At 63.2% G+C, this 18,216-nt stretch carries 13 protein-coding genes and 1 pseudogene; 4 read left to right on the top strand and 10 right to left on the bottom strand.

The features are described 5' to 3' along the window. The first annotated feature begins 74 nt into the window (after positions 1-74). From NFR47_RS03985 to NFR47_RS03995, 3 genes are all read left to right on the top strand, one after another. Entirely contained in the window at positions 75-1,484 is a 1,410-nt protein-coding gene (locus NFR47_RS03985; RefSeq protein ID WP_251214292.1) for a peptidylprolyl isomerase, read from the top strand. Next, complete coding sequence (locus tag NFR47_RS03990) at positions 1,485-3,866, top strand: OstA-like protein (RefSeq protein WP_251214293.1); 2,382 nt, start codon at positions 1,485-1,487, stop codon at positions 3,864-3,866. A 149-nt stretch (positions 3,867-4,015) separates the two neighbouring features. Further along, on the top strand, positions 4,016-5,317 hold the full coding sequence (locus tag NFR47_RS03995) for a mechanosensitive ion channel family protein (RefSeq protein ID WP_251214294.1): 1,302 nt from the start codon (positions 4,016-4,018) through the stop codon (positions 5,315-5,317). On the opposite strand, the gene NFR47_RS04000 is transcribed toward NFR47_RS03995, so the two are convergent. The 10 genes from NFR47_RS04000 to NFR47_RS04045 all read right to left on the bottom strand — a co-directional run bounded on the left by NFR47_RS04000 (position 5,286) and on the right by NFR47_RS04045 (position 17,845). Continuing rightward, a complete protein-coding gene (locus tag NFR47_RS04000; protein WP_251214295.1) occupies positions 5,286-6,947 on the bottom strand; it encodes a putative transporter in 1,662 nt (553 codons plus the stop codon). The genes NFR47_RS03995 and NFR47_RS04000 overlap by 32 nt on opposite strands. Positions 6,948-6,987: 40 nt before the next feature. Beyond that, complete coding sequence (locus tag NFR47_RS04005) at positions 6,988-8,319, bottom strand: TolC family protein (protein ID WP_251214296.1); 1,332 nt, start codon at positions 8,317-8,319, stop codon at positions 6,988-6,990. Between the two features lie 3 nt (positions 8,320-8,322). Then, positions 8,323-9,435: an efflux RND transporter periplasmic adaptor subunit gene (locus tag NFR47_RS04010; RefSeq protein WP_251214297.1), complete on the bottom strand. Its 1,113-nt coding sequence runs from the start codon at positions 9,433-9,435 to the stop codon at positions 8,323-8,325. Between the two features lie 25 nt (positions 9,436-9,460). Next, positions 9,461-10,720 (bottom strand): ABC transporter permease, encoded by a 1,260-nt coding sequence (locus NFR47_RS04015; RefSeq protein ID WP_251214298.1) that lies wholly within the window; start codon positions 10,718-10,720, stop codon positions 9,461-9,463. A gap of 7 nt (positions 10,721-10,727) precedes the next feature. Next, positions 10,728-11,978, bottom strand: a complete 1,251-nt coding sequence (locus NFR47_RS04020) for an ABC transporter permease (protein WP_251214299.1) — start codon at positions 11,976-11,978, stop codon at positions 10,728-10,730. Continuing rightward, positions 11,975-12,661: an ABC transporter ATP-binding protein gene (locus NFR47_RS04025; RefSeq protein WP_251214300.1), complete on the bottom strand. Its 687-nt coding sequence runs from the start codon at positions 12,659-12,661 to the stop codon at positions 11,975-11,977. Before NFR47_RS04025 ends, NFR47_RS04020 begins: the two co-directional genes overlap by 4 nt. Positions 12,662-13,015: 354 nt before the next feature. Continuing rightward, on the bottom strand, positions 13,016-14,311 hold the full coding sequence (locus NFR47_RS04030) for an acetyl-CoA hydrolase/transferase family protein (protein ID WP_251214301.1): 1,296 nt from the start codon (positions 14,309-14,311) through the stop codon (positions 13,016-13,018). Positions 14,312-14,317: 6 nt separating this feature from the next. Continuing rightward, positions 14,318-15,640 carry an aminotransferase class I/II-fold pyridoxal phosphate-dependent enzyme gene (locus tag NFR47_RS04035; protein ID WP_251214302.1) on the bottom strand — a complete coding sequence of 441 codons (1,323 nt, stop codon included), beginning with the start codon at positions 15,638-15,640 and terminating at the stop codon, positions 14,318-14,320. Continuing rightward, entirely contained in the window at positions 15,637-16,221 is a 585-nt protein-coding gene (locus tag NFR47_RS04040; protein ID WP_251214303.1) for an indolepyruvate oxidoreductase subunit beta, read from the bottom strand. The genes NFR47_RS04035 and NFR47_RS04040 overlap by 4 nt, the downstream gene beginning before the upstream one ends. Before the next feature lie 22 nt (positions 16,222-16,243). After that, positions 16,244-17,845, bottom strand: coding sequence for a thiamine pyrophosphate-dependent enzyme (locus tag NFR47_RS04045; protein ID WP_251214304.1), 1,602 nt, complete (start codon positions 17,843-17,845; stop codon positions 16,244-16,246). Between the two features lie 128 nt (positions 17,846-17,973). Here NFR47_RS04045 and NFR47_RS04050 point away from each other — a divergent pair. After that, positions 17,974-18,204 (top strand): annotated as a pseudogene (locus tag NFR47_RS04050) (FCD domain-containing protein); the annotation flags it as partial. Positions 18,205-18,216: the final 12 nt, after the last annotated feature.

Genomic DNA, 18,216 nt, shown 5'->3' on the forward strand with positions numbered 1-18,216 from the left:
AGCCGGGTGCGGAGCCGAGTTTGCTTGGGTTTTGCCGAGGCGGGAAAAGCTGCATGAATTAGGAACGGAAAAATATGTTGAGAAAAGGTATCTTGGTTGCGGCGCTGGCATTGCTCGTCGCAGGGAGCGTCGCGGCGCAGAAACGGCAGGTGATGCTCGACAAGGTGGTGGCCGTGGTGGGCGGTTCGTCGGTGCTGGCTTCGGAGGTCGACGATTATGCCGCGCAGCTGGTCCGCCAGCGGCGGCAGGAGGGCTACACCTCCGACCGCGACCCGCGCAGCGAGGCGCTCGAAGCGCTCATGACCCGCAAGCTGCTCTACAACCAGGCGCTGATCGACTCGGTCAAAATCAACGACGCCGCCATCGTGTCGGCCGTCGAGGAGCAGGTGCAGCGCATGGTCGACGAGGAAGGGTCGATTGCACAGCTCGAAGCCAAGCACCACATGCCCGTCTTCACCATCCGCGAGATCATGCGGCAGCGCTACGAGGAGCAGGAGTACGCCAATGAAATGCAGCGCACCGTCGTGAGCAAGGTGACCATCGTGCCGGGCGAGGTGGAGCGCTACTACAAGTCGCTGTCGCGCGACAGCCTGCCGACCATCGCCGAGCAGTACGTCTACGCACAGATAACCAAGTTTCCCAAGTCGATGACCGAGGCCAAGCAGCGCACGCGCGAGCGGCTTCTGGACATGCGCGGCCGCGTCATCACGGGCAACGCCAAGTTCGAGAACCTGGCCCGCATGTACTCGGTCGACCCCGGCACCATGATGCGGGGCGGCGAGATGCCCCCCTCGCGGCTGGCCGAGCTGGATTCGTCGTTCGCCGCCGCGCTGGAGAAGATGCGCCCCGGGCAGATTTCCGAGGTGGTCGAATCGCAGTTCGGGTTCCATATCATCCAAATGATCGATAAGCAGGGCGACTACTACCATTTCCGCCATATCCTGCTCAAACCCATCTACACGGTCGAGGAGCAGGCCGCGTCGCTCGATCAGCTCGACAGCCTGGCCCGGCAGATACGTTCGGATTCGGTTACCTTCGAGCGGGCCGCGCTGCTCCACTCCGACGACAAGGGCTCGAAGATGAACGGCGGCGTGGTGTCGAACAGCGACATCATGAGCTATTACAACGCGTCGAATCCCAAGCTCACGGTCACGAAGTTCCTGCGCGAGGATTTCGGCCATTTCCGAAGCCTGGACGACTACAACGCTCTGATGAAGCTCGAACCCGGCGGCGTCTCGCCCGCGTTCCTCACCGAGGACATGCTCGGCAACAAGATGGCCAAAATCGTCAAGCTGGTCGAAATCATCCCCACGCACCAGGCGTCGCTCGAGGAGGATTACCTGCGGCTCGAAGAGATGGCTATCGCGGCCAAGCAGGACCGGGTGTTCCGCGAGTGGCTCACCAAGAAGATCGATGCCATGTATGTCTTCATAGCTCCCGAATTCCGCGACGGCGAGTTCGAGAACAAACACTGGGTCAAGTAGGTGCGCCGCTGGTTTGCCATACTTGGGGGGGCGGCGTTCTGCGGGGCCGTTTTCGCCGGTGGCGGGATGCAGACTGCGCCGCAGCCGCAGGGGCCGGCCGCGGGGTCGGCTCCGAAAATTATCGACCTCAAGTCCGACCTTTCGGGTCCGGTGGCTCCGGGCGATTCGGTCATCTTCCTGGTCGGCAACTTCGCCGCGCAGCATAACGGGGCGGTCATTACGTGCGACAGCGCCGTGCGCTATTCGGACAAGCGCATCGAGTTCTTCGGCAACGTCCTAATCAACAAGAACACCACCTACATCTACGGCGACCGGGCCGACTACAACGGCGAGGTCAACGAGGCCCGTGTCTATTCGCCCATCATCAAGGTGGTCGACGGCGACGCCACGCTCTATACCTACGAGTTCCGGTTCAATACCAAGGACAATGTCGGGTTTTTCGCAGGCGGCGGAGTGCTGACCAACCGCGAGAACATCCTCGAATCGGTGCGCGGCTATTACTATGCCGACACCAAGGAGCTGGTGGCGGTCGACGAGGTCGAAATGCGCAGCGACGAGTACGAGCTCACGGGCGATTCGGTGGTTTACAACATGGCCACCGACAACGCCTATTTCTTCGACCGGACCCACATCTGGAGCAGCGGGGGCGACTACCTCTATGCCGACCGCGGCGAATACCGCAAGGCCGACACCCTCTACCTCGTGACGCGCAACGGTTATCTGCTCACCGCCGAGCAGGAGCTGTGGAGCGACAGCATCGACTTCTACCGGGCGCAGAACCACGCGATTCTGCGCCGCGACATCCAAATCGACGACACCACGCACAAGGTGCTGGCGTTCGGCGATTACGGCGAATATTGGAAGCAGCCCGGCAACGCCCTGCTGACCCGGCGTCCGGCGGTCGTCAGCTACGACCTTTCGCAGGGCGATTCGCTCTTCATGCGGGCCGATTCGATTTGCCTGTATACGTTGCCTTGGGTGGACGACACGCCCAAGGAGGAAGCCGGCACGAAAGCCGAAGTGCGCGATTCGCTGCCCGCCCGTCCGGGTGCGGACGAAAGGAACGGCCGCCCGAGCGTGGAGCCGGCGCAGCCGGTTCCGACGACCGATTCCCTGCGGCAGGAGGTTCCGGCCGATTCGCTGGCGGCGGCCCCTGCGGTCGATTCGTTGGTGGCCGACAGCGTGGTGCTGACGCCTGCCGAGCGGAAAGCCCGGCTCAAGGAGGAAGCCCGCAAGGCCAAGGAGATGCGTAAGAAAGAGGCCGCGGCCCGCAAGAAAAAGTTGTTGCAGGAAATCGCGGCCAAACGGCAGGCCAAGGCTACGGCCAAACTGCTGGCGCAGAAAGAGCGCGAGGAGGCGCGGCTGGCGGCCCGCAGGCTCAAGGCCGAATCCAAGCTGCGCGCCCGGCAGGCCCGGGCCGCCCGCAGGGGAAAGCCCATTCCGGTGGATTCGGCGGCCCTGCGCGAACTCGAACGGCAGCTGGCCCGCAGCCAGGCCGAGCGCGATTCGCTTTTCAGACTGCTCTACGACGAATGGGTGATCGACAGCGCGGCCATGTTTGCCCCGGCCGACACGCTCGATTCGCTGCCCCCGGCGCACGACAGCATCTACCGCCTGCTCAAGGGCTACCGCAACGTCCGCATCTACCGTTCCGATTTCCAGAGCGTCTGCGATTCGATGACCGCCGTCAGCACCGATTCGACGCTGCATTTCTACATCGACCCCGTGCTGTGGAACGAGACCAATCAGATTACCTCCGAGGTGATGGATGTGTTCACCCGCAATCAGCAGCTCGAACGGGCCGAGTTCGTCGGCAGTCCGATGATGGTCAGCCGGCTCGACAGCGTCTATTACAACCAGATCGCCGGCAAGGAGATGACGGCCTATTTCCGCGACAACGCCATCTGGCTCAACAGCGTCAACGGCAATGCCCGGACCCTCTATTTCAACCAGGACGGCCAGCCGCCGCAGGTGACCGAGCTCTTTTTCGTCGAGAGCGGCAGCATCAATTTCTATATCGACCGGAATCAGGTGGTCCGCATGGCCTGGTACACCGAGCCCCATTATTCCATCACGCCCATCGGCAAGCTGCCGCCCGGGCAGGAGCTCTATCTGAAAGGTTTCAGGTGGGAGGGGGCGCGGCGTCCGTCGCAGACCGACGTCTTCGACCGCCGCATCCGTCCTTCCGAGCGGCAGGCGCGGCAGGCGCTGCGGCATCCGCAGTTCCCGTTGCAGCGGCGCATCGAGGAGCACCGCAGGGTGCTCGTCGCACAGCGGCGTTGGGCCGACCGCGTGGACCAGGTCGATCCGGCTACGGTCGAATGGATGCACGAGCTGGGCTTCGAGGTGGGACAGCCCCGCTCGGGCGGCCCGAAATTCTGAGACGGATTCCCGAACGGCCGGAATTCCGCCCGGCCGAACTCCCGGCGCCGCTGAGCCCTGCCGGGGGCTGAGCGCTTCTCCCGAAACACAGGCTTTTCCGGCTCTTTTCGTGCGGCCTTTGCGGCGCGGAAATTGCTCGACGGCGCTTTATGCGCCATCTTCTGAAAAAATGGACCGACGCCCTGCTCGACGGGCTGGGGGTCGAATCGGCGGCCCATGACAGCTGGGATGTCTGGGTGGCCTGCGGGCTGGTCCTTCTCATCGTCACGCTCGTCGATTACCTGTTGCAGTGGACCGTCGTGCCGGGTGTGCGCAAGGTGGTGGAGCGTACGCGGACCAAGTGGGACGATACGCTTTTCAGCACGCGGGTGCTCAAATGCGGCTGCCATGTCGTCAGCGCCGTGCTGCTGGACGTGGTGCTGCCGGTGGTCTTCGACGAGAAATCCCACGCGCAGACGGTCATGATGCGCCTGCTCAACGTCTATCTCCTCGTTTCGGTCTTCCGGTTTGCCAGTGCGCTGATCTATGCTTCGTTCCATATCGTCGCGACGCGTCCGGCGTGGCAGAACAAGCCCATCAAGGGGCTGCGGCAGACGGCGCAGGGCATCGCGCTGCTTATCTGCGCCATCCTGGTCATTTCGATTCTGATGGACAAGTCGCCGACGCTGCTGCTGACCAGCCTGGGCGCCTCGGCGGCGGTGCTGATGCTGATATTCCGCGACAGTATCCTGGGCTTCGTGTCGGGCATCCAGCTCTCGGCCAACGACATGCTCAAGGTCGGCGACTGGATTTCGGTGCCCAAGTTCGGCGCCGACGGCACGGTGGAGGAGGTGTCGCTCACGACGGTCAAAATCCGTAACTGGGACAACACGATAGTGACCCTGCCGCCTTACCAGCTGGTGAGCGATTCGTTCGTCAACTGGCATGCGATGCAGCTTTCGGGCGGGCGGCGCATCGAGCTGTCGCTGCTCGTCGACATGACTACCATCCGGTTCTGCACACCCGAAATGCTCGACCGTTTCCGCCGGATCCGGCTGCTCGGCGACTACATCGACCGGACCGAAAAGGAGTATGCCAAGGCCAACGAATCGGAGGGTGTCGGGGCCGGGGAACCTTCCGTCAACGGACTGCGGCAGACCAATCTGGCGGTTTTCCGCGCCTACATGATGCGTTATCTGGAAGAGAAGACTTCGGCGCGCCGCGACATGAAACTGACCGTGCGGATGCTTCCGCCGACCGATACGGGCGTGCCGCTCGAACTTTATTTCTATACCACGTCGATTTATTTCGCCGATTACGTGCAGGTGGAGCTGGCCGTTTTCGAGCACATGCTGTGCGCTTTGCCCGAGTTCGGGCTGCGGGCGTTCCAGTCGCCCTCGGGCGACGACCTCCGCGCATGGACCCGGGCGGCGGAAGCCCTTAGAGCGTCAGCATCAGCACAATCTGAATGATGATTACGCGCAGGAACATGCAGACGGGGTAGACCGTGGCGTAGGAGACCGACGGGTTGTCGCCCTCGATGGTGTCGTTGGCGTAGTCCAGGGCCATCGGGTTGGCCATACTGCCGCAGAGCAGTCCGGCCACCGAACCGTAGTCGAGCCGGAACAGCCGCAGGGCGAGGGGCGCCACCAGCACTACGGGTACGAAGGTGAGCAGTACGCCCGTGCCGAGCCACAGCATCCCTTCGGGCCGCATGACCGTCTCGAAGAAGTGCGCCCCGGCATCCAGCCCCAGGCAGGCCAAATACATCGAAAGTCCCAGCGCCCGCAGCATCAGGTTGGCGCTCTGCGTGGTGTAGGTTATCATGTGGAGCCGGGGGCCGAACGTGCCGACCAGAATGCCGACGATGATCGGACCGCCCGCGAGCCCCAGCTTGACGGGTACCGAAATGCCCGGTATCGCCACGGGGATGCTCCCGAGCGCAAGGCCGAGAAACAGCCCGATGAAAACCGCCGCGAGGTTGGGTTCGTTGAGGCTTTTCACCGCGTTGCCCAGTATCTTTTCGACGCTGCGGATGGCTTCGGCTTCGCCCACGACCGTCAGCCGGTCGCCCAGCTGAAGCCGCAGGTCGGGGGTGGCGAGCAGCTGCACGCCCGAGCGGTAGACACGGCTGATGTTGATGCCGTAGTTGTTGCGCAGGCGCAGCGACGCCAGCCGTTTGCCGTTGATTTCGGGCCGCGTCACGAGGATGCGCTGCGAGATGAGCTGGTTGTCGACCGAGTTCCAGTCGATGTTTTCGCTGTTCCAGTCCTTGTGTTCCTGCTCGCCGAACAGGAGCCGCAGGGCGTCGGCTTCGTCGGGCCGGGTGATGGCCAGCACGATGTCGTCCTTTTCGAGGGTCTTGTCGGAGGTGGGAATCGAAACGCGCCCGTCGCGCCACAGCCGCGAGACGACGAAATGGCGCTGGCTCTCGGTCGCCACGTCGTGCAGGCTCTTGCCGAAAAGGGCCGGATTGGTCAGCCGGTAGCTGGCGATGAAGACGCTGCGGCGGTGTTCGGCGTCGGGGCCCGTCAGGTCGGAGGGGCGGACGAATGTCCTGCGGACGAAAAGCAGGGCCAGGATTACCCCCACCACACCCATCGGGTAGGTGAGGGCGCAGCCCAAGGCGGCGCCGTTGGTCTCCTCTCCGAGCAGTTGGAGCGTCTGCTGGGCGGCACCCAAGGCCGGGGTGTTGGTCGTGGCGCCGCACAGAATGCCCGACATGCTGGGCATGGGGATTCCGAAAGCGTAGCTCAGCCCTACGGCGGCTCCGGTGCCGAGCGCGATGACCGCGATGGAGGGGAGTAGCAGGCGCACGCCGTCGGCGCGCATCGAGCTGAAGAAACCGGGTCCCACCTGCAACCCGAGGGCATAGACGAACAGCACGAGACCGAAACTCTCGACGTAGGCCAGCATTGCCGGGTCGATCGTCAGTCCGCAGTGTCCGGCCAGAATCCCCACGAAGAAGATGAACGCCGCTCCGAGCGAAATGCCGAAAAAGCGGATTTTGCCCAGCCCGATGCCGACGAGCGAGATGAGCGAGATGACCATCACGGCCTGCAGGGCCGAGTGTTCGACGAGTATGGTTCGGAGCCAGTCCATCGCGGGTGCGTTTTATGGCTGCAAAAGTAACCCAATTTTTTTATTTTCCCAGCGTCAGGGGTTCGCCGCGGTAGTAGTCGAGGATTTTCTGACGGAACACGAATTCGTAGCGGGCCTGCGCCAGTTCGGCTTCGGCTTTCTGCATCCGGGTCTTGGCGTCGTTGAAGTCGAAGAGGGTCGAGCGGCCCGCTTCGGCCTTGCGCTCTTCGTAGGCGAAAGCCACGCGCGCCGCTGCCAGGGCTTTCTCGGCCGCACCGTATTTGGCGTAGGCCGCATCGGCGTTGACCCACGCCTGTTCGATTTCCTTGCGCAGGGCCTGTTCGGCATTCAGCAGCGCAAGTTGCTGGCTGCGCACCGAAATCTTGGCCGTGCGGACGTTGTTGCGCGTGGCGCGGCGGTTGAAAATCGGTATGCCTAAGGAGAGCCCCACGAATTCGTTGCGGTTCTTGGCGAACTGGGGCCAGAAATCCATGTCCATGGTGCTGTATATGCCCGTGCCGAAGCCGCCGCGCAGCGAAAGCGTGGGGTAGAGGGCCGAGCGGGCGATGCGGACGGCGTTTTCGGTGCTTTCGAGCCGCAGCCTTTCGGAGCGGATGTGGGGGCGGTTCTGCGCCGCGTAGTCGTAGACCGCATCGGCCGAGCCCAAGCGGCGCAGCGACGCAAGCGCGATGCTGTCGAGCCGGGGCACCGCGATGTCGAAGCCTGCGGCGCTCTCGCGGTTGAGCGTCTGGCTCAGGTCGAGCAGGGCAAGACTGAGGTTGTTGCGGGCCTGCGTGAGCGCAAGGAAGTCGTTGGCTTCGAGCGCCTGGCTTTCGTAGAGGGCCGATTCGGGCTGCCTGCCTGCGTCCACCAGTTCGCGGCTGCGGGCCGCCTGCCGGCTGCTCAGCGCCAGCTGCCGTTCGGCCACGCCGACAAGTTCCTTGTTGTAGAGCACTTCCAGATAACGGGTCATGACCCGCACCGCCACGTCTTCGCGGATGCGTTCGAGGTCTTCGGTGGCGGCGGCCAGGTCGAGTTTGCCGCCCTTGATCCGGCGGTTGATGCGCAGCCCCTCGAACAGCGGCATCGAAGCCGAGAGGTCGAACGAACCGGTTTGCAGCGTCTCGTTCCGGCGGACGTTGTCGGCCGAGGTGCCGCGTCCGAACGACGCATTGTAGCCGACGGCGGCGTTCAGATCGGGCAGCCGGCTGAAGCGCGCCGTGGAGAGTTCCACGCTGCGCCGTTCGACGGTCAGAGCCTGCTGCTGCACTTCGATGTTGTTCTGCTGGGCGTGGCGGATGCACTCTTCGAGCGTCCACGGGGCGCCGGGCCCGGGCTGCTGGGCTTGTGCGGCGGCGGCCCACAGCGCGACGGTCAGAATGAACTTTTTCATGGCCTACTTCTCTTTGACTGCCTGTTTGGCGCCGCGGACCCGGTCGTTCTCGCCGACACCCTCCGTAATCTCCATGTCGATGCCGTCGGAGAGACCGACGCCCACTTCGCGGCGCTCGAAAGTCTGCTCCTCGCTCCCCTCGGGGCTGGTGAGGACCTGCACGTAGGATTTGCCGCCGTCGAATTCGACGGTGCTTTCGGGCAGGGTGAGTACCCCTTCGCGGTTCTCGATCATCACGCTGGCGTTGGCGCTGTATCCGGCCCGCACGAAAATCCCCTCGGGGATGCTCACGGCAGCTTTGACCTCGAACATGATGACGCCGTTGTCCTCGGTCGCCTTGGGGGCCACGTACTCCAGTTCGGCATCGAGTTCGACGTCCTGCAAGGCGCCGATGGTCAGCCGCACGGGCATGCCGCTGCGGAGTTTGCCCACGTCGGTCTCGTCGACCTTGCCCTGGAACTGCATGTTGGTCATGTCGGCCACAGTGGCGATGGTGGTGCCGTCGTTGAAGGTGTTGGCCTGGATGACCGAGTTGCCGACCTTGATGGGCACGTCGAGGATCATGCCGTCGATGGTGGAACGTATTTGCGTGTTGCTCAAATCCTTATAGCGCTGGGTGATGCCGTTCTTGACGATTTCCATGTTTTCGCGGGCATTGCGCAGTTCCTCCTCGGCCTTGGCCAGCGTGGCGCGGCTCTGCTCGTACTCCTCGTCGGAGACGACCCCTCTTTCGTGGAGCACCTCCGTGCGGTTGTGCTCGCGGCGGGTCTGGGCAAGGGCGATTTCGGCCACCGAGACGCGCGATTCGGCACTCGACAGCTGTCCCATTTCGGGCACAACCTTGACCGTGGCGATGATGTCTCCCTTGCGCACGCTCTGTCCCGCTTCCTTGCAGACGGCGGAGACGATGCCCGAAATCTGGGGCTTGATAAGCACTTCGTCGCGGGGCTGTACCTTGCCCGTGGCGATGACGTACTGCCGGAGGGTGTCGAGCTTGGGCTGCACGATGGCGTAGACCGTCTTCTCGGGGCGGGTCTTCTGCCACAGAAACCAGAACGTGCCGAGCAGCAGCGCCGCGAAAAGCACGCCCGAAAGGATTTTGAGGAATTTTTTCATAGCCGTATCCGTTTTGTTGTTGTCTCTATTCTTCGCGTATGGCGTCCACCGCCTTGATTTTCAGTGCCCGAAAGGCCGGAATGACGCCGGCCAGCAGACTGCCGGCGCCGATGATGGCCAACGCCAGCAGGGCGGTGCCGAACGACACCTGCCACGAGACGTCGGCCCCCTCCTGCGCCACGACCACCGCCTGGTGGTAGGCCGAATCGGCCACCGAGAGCAGTCCGACGGCGGCGGTCAGCCCCAGCACGCCCGCAATGAACGTCAGCACGAAACTTTCGCTCAGTATCTGCGAGAGGATGGCGCCCGGAGGGGCTCCGATGGCGCGGCGGATGCCGATTTCCTGCGTCCGCTCCTTGATGGTCACCAGCATGATGTTGCTCACCCCGACGATGCCCGCCAGCAGGGTTCCCAGTCCGACGATCCAGGTCAGCAGCCTGATGCCGCGCGTGACGCCGCGGAACTTCTCGATGAACTCGGCCACGGCCATTATCCAAGCCGCTTTTTCGTCGTCGGGCGCGATGATGTGCCGGGCGAAGACCGTCTTTTTGCAGACTTCCTGCAAGGTCCGGCTGTCCACGTCGTCGCGTCCGGCGACGGCAAGCATGTGGACCGTGTTGCCGAAGCCGAAAAGCTGCTGCACGAGGGTGGCGGGCAGTACAACCGTGCGTTCGACGTTGCTGAACGAAACCATCGAGCTCTGCCGCTGCTGGACCCCGACGACCGTGAAATAGGCGCCGCCCATGCGGATCATCTGGCCCGTGGGGTCCTCGCCGCCCGGGAAGAGGTCTTTCCACACCTGCGTGCCGATGACGCAGACTTTGCGCTTGCGCTGGATGTCGATTTCGTTGATGTAGCGGCCGTAGATGATTTTTTCGGGGTTGATGAGCTGGTAGTCGGGGGTGTGGCCCATGACGCCGTAGTCGCCCTTGCGCCCCTGGCGGCTGCACGGGTGCGACCCGCCCCAGTTGAGCCCCGTGGCATAAAGCACTTCGGGAAGCTGCTTGACGGCGGCGACGTCTTCGGTTTCGAGGTTCCATTGCCGGTCCGAGGGCATCCCCTTGTAGGGGAGCGACGTGCGGTTGCCTTGCATCAGCACCAGGTTGGTGCTCATCTCTCCGATTTGGCGGGCGAACGTGCGTTCGAGTCCGGCGCTGGCGCCCAGCAGCACGGTCAGCATGAAGATGCCCCAAAAGACGCTCAGCGCCGTCATGACGCTGCGCCTGCGGTTGCGGCTGATGGTTTGCCAGATTTCGTTCCAGCGGTCGGGGTCGAAGAATTGCATGGCTGTCCTATTTGTTGTATCTGAGTGCGTCGATGGTTTTGAGCCGGGCGGCGCGGCGGGCCGGGATGTAGCCGGCGATCAGTCCGGAGAGCACCAGCACCAGCGTGGCGCTGGCGGCTACCCCGATGTCGAGCGTCGGGTTTAGAAAGACCGTGGGACCGTCCGACACCTGCTGCGAGGCGACCAGATAGTGATTCACCGCTTCCATGACGGCGACGCCCAGTACCATGCCCATGTAGCCGAACGCGGCGGTGAGCATGACCGATTCGGTCAGAATCAGCCGCACGATCGACGACGGCCGGGCTCCCAGCGCCTTGCGGATGCCGAATTCGGCGGTCCGCTCCGAGATGGTCACCAGCATGATGTTGCTCACCCCGACGATGCCCGTCAGCAGGGTTCCCATGCCGATAATCCACACGAACAGGTTGATGCCGCCGAAGACGACCATCATGCTTTTGTAGCGTTCCAGGGTATTGTCGATCCAGACGGCGCTTTCGTCGTCCGGGGCGAAGTTGTGTCCGGCGGCCAAACGCCGGAGCAGGCGCTGCTCGAAGTCTTTCATCTGCGCGGTGGTCGTTATGCCGCGCAGTGTGAAAACGATGTTGCTTACTTCGGGATCGTTGGCGCTGTAAAGCAGCTGGGCCGTGGTCAGCGGGATGCTGCACGAGGAGTTGCCGCGCTGCGCGTCCCCTTTCTCCACGCCGACGACCGTGAAAACCGAGCTGCCGACCTTGATTTGCTTGCCGATGGGGTCTTCGTCCTTGAAGAGCAGGCGTTGCAGGGGTTCGTCGATGACAATGGAGCGGCGGTAGAAGCGGAGGTCTTCTTCATTGATATAGCGGCCCGCCGAGAGTTCGATGCCCTCCATCCGCTGTGTTTTGGGATGGGTTCCTTTCAGCCATGTCTGCGCGTAGAGCCTGCCGTAGGAGGCTGTGCAGCCCGAGAGCCATTTGGCGGCCGCGACTTCTTCGATTTCGGGGAATTCGCGCCGCAGGATAGCTATGTCGTTGTTGTTGAGCCGTATGTGGCGTCCTTTCTCGTAGCCTTTCCAGGGTTTCGAGGTCCGCCCGCCGTAGAGGTCGATGGAGTTGACGGCGTAGCTGCCGAAGTTGGAGAGCACGCCGTTCTTCAGTCCGTTGCCCGAGCCCAGCAGGATGACCAGCATGAAGATGCCCCACGCCACGGAAAATCCCGTCAGGAACGTGCGCAGTTTGTTGCGGCGGACCGAGGTCCAGATTTCGAGCAGCAGTTCGTTCATCGTCCCGGGTCCGTTGTGGTGATGGTGTCTATCACGCCGTCGCGCAGGCGGATGATGCGGTCGGTCTGGTCGGCGATGGACTGTTCGTGGGTCACGCAGATGATCGTCATGCCCAGGTCGGTGTTGACGCGCCGCAGCAGGTTCATCACCTCCTGCGACGTAGCGCTGTCGAGGGCGCCCGTCGGTTCGTCGGCCAGGATGATTTGCGGTTCGTTTATCAGGGCCCGCGCGATGGCTACGCGCTGTTTCTGCCCGCCCGACATTTCGTTGGGCAGGTGGGCCGCCCAGTCGCGGAGCCCCAGCATGTCGAGGTATTCGAGCGCCAGGGCGTTGCGTCTGCGGCGCGGCACGCCTTGGTAATAGAGCGGCAGGGCGACATTCTCCATCGCGTTCTTGTAGCCGATGAGGTTGAACGACTGGAAGATGTAGCCGATCATGTTGTTGCGCGCTTCGGCCGCCTGCGTCTCGCTCAGGTGGCGGATCAGCCGCCCGGCCAGGTAGTATTCGCCGCTGTCGTAGTTGTCCAGAATGCCCAGGATGTTCAGCAGCGTCGACTTGCCCGAGCCCGAAGCGCCCATGATCGACACCAGTTCGCCGCGGGCCACTTCGAGGTCGATGCCCTTGAGCACATGCAGGGGCGAACCGTTGTTGTAGGTTTTGTGGATTTGGTGCAGTCTTATCATGTTTTTTCCTGTTTGCGGTCGGGACCGGTGGCCGGTTTCCTCGTATGTCAACGGACAAATGTACGATTTATTGCTCGAAAAACAATTTATTTTTATCGAAAATCAATAAATTTTTACTCTTTTATCGGATTTCGGCCTTCGACAGCGCCATAATCCGTCCGGCAATGCCTTGTTGGCGCATCTTCGCAGGCAGCAAAAAAAGAACGGCTCGGGGCCGTTCTTTTCGGTAAATGATAAGTGAAATGTCATTCTGAGCGCAGCGAAGAATCTGTTTTGCGAGATGGATTCTTCGTCAAGGCTCTGCCTTTCCTCGGAGTGACAGGAATGGAATTCGGCATCCTGGGGGCTTGCGGCCTATCCGCGCAGGTGGACGAACGAATAGCCGAAGCGTTCGCAGGCGGCGCGTTCGAGTTCTTCGCGGACCGAGGGGTGGGCGATTGCAATCAGCGCCCGGGCCCGCTGGGCCAGGTTCTTGCCCCGCAGATGCGCTACGCCGTATTCAGTGACGATGTGCTGTACCATGTGGCGGGTCGTCACGACGCCCGCTCCGGGGCTCAGACGCGCACGGATTTTCGATTCGCCCTTGGGTGTCGCCGAGGGGATGGCGATGAAGGTCTTGCCGCCCTCCGACAGCGCACCGCCGTACATGAAGTCGTGCTGGCCGCCCACGCCCGAGATGATGCGTTCGCCGACCGAATCGGCGCATACCTGCCCCGTCAGGTCGACCTCCACGGCCGAGTTGATGGCCATCACGCGCGGATTTTCGCGGATGCGGAACGGGTCGTTGGTCCACGCCACGTCTTTCATCAGCAGGTCTTTGCGGTAGTCCATGTAGTCGTAGAGCCTGCGCGAGCCCAGCGCCAGCGACGCCACCGTCGTACCGGGCAGCACCTTTTTCTGCGAGTTGTCGATTACGCCGCTTCCCAGCAGCGGAAGCACCCCGTCGGTCATCGCTTCGGTGTGCAGCCCGAGGTGTTTGTGGCCTTTGAGCGCCGCCAGTACGGCGTTGGGTATGCCGCCTACGCCGATTTGGAGCGTCGCACCGTCGGGGATGAGTTCGGCGATGTAGTTGCCGATGCGGGTTTCCGTCTCAGTCGGGGTGGCCGTGGGAACCTCCACCAGCGGTTCGTCGGCTTCGACCGCCGCCGCTATGCGCGATACGTGGATCAGTGCGTCGCCATAGGAGAAAGGCATGTGCGGGTTGACCTGCGCGATGACCGTCTTGGCGCACTCCACGGCCGAGACGGCCAGGTCGGCCGAAACGCCGTAGGAGCAGTAGCCCTCCTCGTTGGGCGGAGATACGTTGAGCAGCGCCACGTCCACAGGCAGCGTGCCGTTGCGGAACAGCCCCGGGATTTCGCCTAAGAAAGCAGGTATCGTCTGCCCGTAGCCCTCGGCCAGCCAGCGGCGGATGTTGTTGGCCACGAACAGGCTGTTGACCAAAAAGGCGTCCTTGTATTCGGGGCGGCAGTAGGGGGCGTCGGCACGGCCTACGGCGAATCCCGAGTAGAGTTTCACTCCGGTGAGTTCGGGGCCCCGGGCGGCCATGGCGGCCACGAGCGTCTCCGGAATCGAGGTGCTGCCCTGGATGTAGACGCTGTCGTGGGAGCGGATGAGCCCTGCGGCTTCGGCGGCGGAAGTGTATTTCATGGGCGGTTATTCAAGCGGGTGGGTTTGTGCGAAGAGTGCAAGACGTTCTTCGAGCATGTCGAATTGTTCGGGGCGGTTCATCTGCGAGACACAGACGCGGATGCCCTCCTGGCGGCTGCCCGTGAGCGAAAGGGCAATGGCGCAGATGCCGTGCAGCAGCAGGTCGCGCAGCAGTTCCGAGCCGCTCAGCCCGGGGTAGCCGACCGTGTAGAAAAATCCGTCGCTGACCTCCTCGTCCCGGTCCTTGTCGTAGACGATGCGGAAGCCGTGGCGCAGGAAGATTTCCTTGGTCCGGCGGGCTCGGCGGGCATATTCGGAAGTGTCTCCCACGAAGTCCAGCCGACCGTCGGCCGCCGCGTCGAACATGGCGGCCAGCGCATACTGCGCCGAGTGGCTCGTGCCCGACGATGCGGCGTAGAGAATCGCCAGCACGTAGGCTTCGCCCAGCCGTCCGATGCCGTAGCGCTGGCGCAGGGCGGGGTATTCGCGGTGGTAGAGGGCGTCGGAGATGGCCGCGATGGCGATGCGCTGCCCGGCATAGCTGAAAATCTTCGAGCCCGAAATCAGCAGGATATAGTTGTCCGTATAGCGTGCCACGGTGGCTTGGTAGGGCGGCTCGAACGGACGCCCCAGCGGCTTGCGGAAGTCCATGCAGAGGTAGGCGAGGTCTTCGATGACCACCGTGTCGTAGCGTGTGGCCAGTTCGCCGAGGGTGCGCAGTTCGCCTTCGGTCAGGCATATCCACGCCGGGTTATTGGGGTTGGAGTAGACGATGGCGGCGATGCGGCCCGTCGAGAGGTAGCTCTCGATTTTGGGGCCCAGTTTTTCGGCCCGGTGTTCGTAGATGTCGAACGATTCGCTGCGGATGTTCAGCAGACTGACCTGACTGCGCTGGACCGGGAACCCCGGGTCGATGAACAGAATGGTGTCTTTCTGCGGGTCGAGCTGCGACGAGAGCAGGAACGCGCAGAAACTGCCCTGCATCGAACCTACCGTCGGGATGCAGCCTTTGGGGGCTATATCGACGTCGAGGAACGCCCGGACGAACCGCGACGCGGCGTTCTTGAGCGCCGGGATGCCGAACATGTTGGGGTAGAGCGACGCGACGCCCTGCCGCAGGGCCGCGCATTCGGCTTCGACCCCGGCTTCGTGGGGCGGCAGTCCCGGAATCCCCATTTCCAGATGGAGGAATTCGGTTCCCGATTCCTGTTCCAGCGTGCGGGCGATGTCGCCCGACTGACGGATGGTCGCCTGCGCGATGTCGGCGATCTCCATCCGCTCCAGCACCTCGCCGAGGGCCGAAGCGGGCAGCGGCAGGGTCTTCGTCATCCTATCTGTTTTTGGGCGTGGGCGTATCCGGCGCGGAACGCCGCGAGGTTCTGTTCGACGACTTGCTCTCCCTTGCGGGCGAAGATGTCGCGGATGCCTTGTTCCAGCTTCTCGACCGGGAGTTCCAGGAAGGGTGCCGCGGCGCCTAAGAGCGCCATGTTGGCCGAGCGGGGCGAGGCGGCTTCCCGGGCGATGGCTTCGGCGTCGATTCGGACGACATGGGGCCGGGCCGCGAGTTCGCGGGCGATGGCGTCGTCCGCCGGGTAGTTGTCGATGTTCTTGAACGGGACGGTGTTGGTCACGATCCATCCGTCGGCCGCGAGCCACTTCAGGTAGCGCAGCGCCTCCATGGGTTCGAGCGAAATAACGATGTCGGCGGCCCCCTGCGGAATCAGGTCCGAGCGCACTTCGTCCGACGAAATGCGCAGGTTCGACTGCACGTCGCCGCCGCGCTGGCTCATGCCGTGCACTTCGGCCTGCTTGATTCGGAGCCCTGCGTCGAGCACGGCGCGGCCGATGACCGTGGCTATCGAGAGGATGCCTTGTCCTCCGACGCCCGAAAGTATGATGTCCTTTTTCATTGTCGCTGGTGGTTGGGTGGGGCTATTTCTTGGCGGCGTGGCGCTTGGCCGTCTGGATGCACTCGCGGCGAGGGACGATGACCGACACGCCGTCGTAGGTGATTTCTTCGCGGATAAGCCGTTTCATCTCTTCGCGGTTCTTGGGCAGCGGCACCGTCACGCGGATGTGGGCCGGGTCGACGCCCAGCCCGGCGCATATCTGTTCCAGGCGTCCGGTGCCCGCCGAATCCTGGCCGCCCGTCATGCCCGTGGTGAGGTTGTCCGAAATGATGACCGTGATGGGGCTCCGTTCGTTCACGGCGTCCAGCAGCCCCGTCATGCCCGAGTGGGTGAAGGTCGAGTCGCCGATGACGGCGATGGCCGGGCGCAGTCCTGCGTCGGCGGCTCCCTTGGCCATGGTGATCGACGCGCCCATGTCCACCACCGTGTCGATGGCATGGAACGGCGCCAGCCACCCGAGCGTGTAGCAGCCGATGTCGCTGAAGACCTTGGCGGTGGGATATTCTTCGCGGACCACTTCGGTCAGCGCCGTGTACATGTCACGGTGGCCGCAGCCCTGGCACAGGGCGGGCGGACGCGGTACGACGATTTCGCTCGGGGCGTGGGCTTCCAGCGGTGCCAGTCCCAAGGCGGCGCGCACGCTGTCGGGCGTCAGTTCGCCCGTGCGGGGAAGTTCGCCCGTGAGCCGCCCGCGGATTGCTATGGGGGTCGGCAGAATGCCCCGCAGGGCTTCTTCGACCACGGGCTGCCCCTCTTCGGCGACGAGCAGCGCCCGGCACTCGGCGGCCATGCGGCGAATCAGCGCCGCGGGCAGGGGATATTGCGAAATCTTCAGCACGGGATACGGCGCCCCCTGCGCGAAGTTCTCCATGACATAGTTGTGGGCGATGCCGCAGGCAATGATGCCCAGCGACTTGTCGGCCCCGTCGGTATAGGTGTTGAATCGGCTCGTTTCGGCTTCCTGCTCCAGCCGGGCGTTCTCTTCGAGCAGTGCTTTGTAGCGCACGCGCGAATTGGCCGGCATCAGCACCCATTGGCGCTTGTGCTCCGCTTCGGGGCAGTGCAGGGCGTTCTGTTCGCGTACGTCGGCCACTTCGACCACGGCGCGCGAATGGGCCATGCGGGTCGTCAGGCGCATCAGCACCGGGATGCGGTGGCGTTCCGACAGCCCGAACGCCTCCTGTACCATGTCGTAGGCTTCCTGCTGGGTCGAGGGCTCGAAGACCGGCACTCCGGCGAATTTGCCGTAGAAGCGCGAATCCTGCTCGTTCTGCGACGAGTGCATCGAGGGATCGTCGGCCGCCACGACGACCAGACCGCCGTTGGCTCCCGTCATGGCCGCGTTGACGAACGCGTCGGCCGCGACGTTCATCCCTACGTGCTTCATGCAGACCAGCGCCCGCTTTCCGGCGAACGACATCCCCAGGGCTTCCTCCATGGCGGTTTTTTCGTTGGCCGACCATGCGCAGTGGATGCCGCGCTGTGCGGTGAGCGGATGGAGCTGGATGTATTCGGTGATTTCGGTCGAGGGGGTGCCAGGGTAGGCGTACACCCCCGACAGACCTGCGTGGAGGGCTCCCAGCGCGAGAGCTTCGTCTCCGAGTAAAAGTTCCCGTTTTGCCATGTTTGCGGTCGGTTAGCTGTTTTGTACAAAGTTAAAAACTTTTAGCAGAAAAACCGCTTTCGGCAACAAAAAGTTAGCGATTGCGCTGATTTTCGGCAGAATCGTAGTTTCGGCGCGGGGCGCACAATCCCGTCATCGTGTCGTTGCTGTTGGTTATTACGCCCGACGTTCTGCGCTATTATCAGCGTTATCGGGTTTGTTCCGTGCTGTTGGACGAGGTTTGTTTCGAGCATCGCGAGTTGCTGCGGTGCGTCCGCGAGCACGACGAGCAAGGGTGCGTCGCCATGTTGCAGCGCCACCTTAAGTCCATCCGCGAGTTCTCCCGCACCAACAACCAGGAGAATCATTTCCTCGAATGAGAAAGTCCCGGA

This window comes from Alistipes muris (assembly GCF_943193205.1).
Lineage (GTDB): Bacteria > Bacteroidota > Bacteroidia > Bacteroidales > Rikenellaceae > Alistipes > Alistipes muris.

What these genes read in the sequence shown, in the direction of transcription:
- NFR47_RS04030 (WP_251214301.1), bottom strand. Translation starts at nt 14,311, where the DNA reads ATGAAATACACTTCCGCCGCCGAAGCCGCAGGGCTCATCCGCTCCCAC.
- NFR47_RS03985 (WP_251214292.1), top strand. Translation starts at nt 75, where the DNA reads ATGTTGAGAAAAGGTATCTTGGTTGCGGCGCTGGCATTGCTCGTCGCA.
- NFR47_RS04005 (WP_251214296.1), bottom strand. Translation starts at nt 8,319, where the DNA reads ATGAAAAAGTTCATTCTGACCGTCGCGCTGTGGGCCGCCGCCGCACAA.
- NFR47_RS04020 (WP_251214299.1), bottom strand. Translation starts at nt 11,978, where the DNA reads ATGAACGAACTGCTGCTCGAAATCTGGACCTCGGTCCGCCGCAACAAA.
- NFR47_RS04010 (WP_251214297.1), bottom strand. Translation starts at nt 9,435, where the DNA reads ATGAAAAAATTCCTCAAAATCCTTTCGGGCGTGCTTTTCGCGGCGCTG.
- NFR47_RS04000 (WP_251214295.1), bottom strand. Translation starts at nt 6,947, where the DNA reads ATGGACTGGCTCCGAACCATACTCGTCGAACACTCGGCCCTGCAGGCC.
- NFR47_RS04040 (WP_251214303.1), bottom strand. Translation starts at nt 16,221, where the DNA reads ATGAAAAAGGACATCATACTTTCGGGCGTCGGAGGACAAGGCATCCTC.
- NFR47_RS04035 (WP_251214302.1), bottom strand. Translation starts at nt 15,640, where the DNA reads ATGACGAAGACCCTGCCGCTGCCCGCTTCGGCCCTCGGCGAGGTGCTG.
- NFR47_RS04015 (WP_251214298.1), bottom strand. Translation starts at nt 10,720, where the DNA reads ATGCAATTCTTCGACCCCGACCGCTGGAACGAAATCTGGCAAACCATC.
- NFR47_RS04025 (WP_251214300.1), bottom strand. Translation starts at nt 12,661, where the DNA reads ATGATAAGACTGCACCAAATCCACAAAACCTACAACAACGGTTCGCCC.
- NFR47_RS04045 (WP_251214304.1), bottom strand. Translation starts at nt 17,845, where the DNA reads ATGGCAAAACGGGAACTTTTACTCGGAGACGAAGCTCTCGCGCTGGGA.
- NFR47_RS03995 (WP_251214294.1), top strand. Translation starts at nt 4,016, where the DNA reads ATGCGCCATCTTCTGAAAAAATGGACCGACGCCCTGCTCGACGGGCTG.